Below are 1,379 nucleotides of genomic sequence, written 5' to 3'. Positions count from 1 at the left end.
AGAATCAAAATCTTTTACAGGAGAGTTGATAATTTTGTTTGTTTCGCTTTTTAAAGCGTCAAAACGATCTTTGGCCCCTTTAATCAAAATTGCTTGCATTGCAGCTGCTGCATTGTTGTATTTTTCTACATCGATGGTTTTATCAGTAATATTTTTGGCAATAGCATCTGTTTGTTCTTTAATTTTTGTCTCTAGTTCATCTTTAAACTCAGCATATTTTGGATCATTTTTAAGATTGTTTACACGTTCTAAAGCTTGCTCGTAGTTTTCACTGGCTTTATCTAGTGCCTCTTTTGCTGCCGGAATGCTACTATTAAATTCATTTAGTGCTCTAGTTTGAGCAACTATATTGGCAATAGTGGTGTTGGCATAATTGTTATCTTTATCAACGTTTATATTTTTAGCATTAATCAAATCTTCAATATCTTTTTCCAATTTTGCATATCTATCAATGCCATGAAGAGCCTCTTTTGAAGTATTTAAATCATTAAGTGCTTGTTCGTATTCATCGATTGCACTTTGACGTCTGTCATTGAAACGTGTTTTTAAATCGTTAAGAGCTTGTTGGGCTTGTTCGTATTTTTCAATTGCTTGCTCTGGAGTTAGTTCTTGTTGTTGAGCTTCATTTAAGTCGTTAACTATCTTTTGAACTGCGTTTTCGTATTCGTCTTTTGTTTCGTTATCAATACCAAAGTGTTCTGGTTGGAATTTATTTTTTAATTCTTCATCATATTTTTCTTTAGCAGCTTGGATTTGTTTAGCTGTTGTTAAAGCATCATCTAATTTTTGGATAAATTTTTTGTATGTTGGGACGTTTTCAACTTCTTCAGGCGAAATGTTTGAACGAGAAAAATTATCTAATGCATGTTTTATAACACGACGTGCATTAGGGTTATTTTCTAAATGATTAATGTCATAGTATTTTAATTCAGCTTGCTTTTCTTCAAGATCAAAAATTGCTTTGTCAACTTTTGCTTTGTCAAATGCTTTTTGTAATTCGTTACGTGCTGCAATAATTGTTTTTTCGGCTGGTGGGTTAGCTTTGTTTGGTAAGGCTTGGCTATCTGTTTCTTTTTTAACTTTTTCTAGTGGTTTTTTAATGTCGCGCGAGTATTTTTCAGGACCTAAATTGTCATTAATTCATTGGGCAACTTCATCGCTTAATTTTTTGTAATCATTAGCTAAGTTTTCCTCGTGTGTTTTTTGGGCTAAAAATTTAGATGCAGGGATTTTTATCTCACGTTCAAAACTATCTTTTGGCTCTAATTTGTAAGTCGCTCTTACACGGAATGTTACATTTTCGTTTTCATCATAAGTGATATCACTAAAATGATAGTCGTACTGATCTTGATTTAACATATTGCCAATTAACATTTTTG

1 protein-coding gene is annotated in these 1,379 nt (G+C 32.2%); it reads right to left on the bottom strand.

What is annotated here, in order from left to right; genetic code table 4:
* Positions 1-1,359 (bottom strand): hypothetical protein (locus tag N1F73_RS03640; protein WP_260360150.1); only part of this gene is annotated, 1,359 nt, incomplete at its 3' end.
* Between the last annotated feature and the right edge of the window lie 20 nt (positions 1,360-1,379).

The sequence above is a fragment of the Mycoplasma sp. HS2188 genome (assembly GCF_025209835.1).
GTDB lineage: Bacteria > Bacillota_I > Bacilli_A > Mycoplasmatales > Metamycoplasmataceae > Mycoplasmopsis.
The sequence above is the reverse complement of the archived record's forward strand: the minus strand, read 5'-3'. Positions and strand labels throughout refer to the sequence as shown.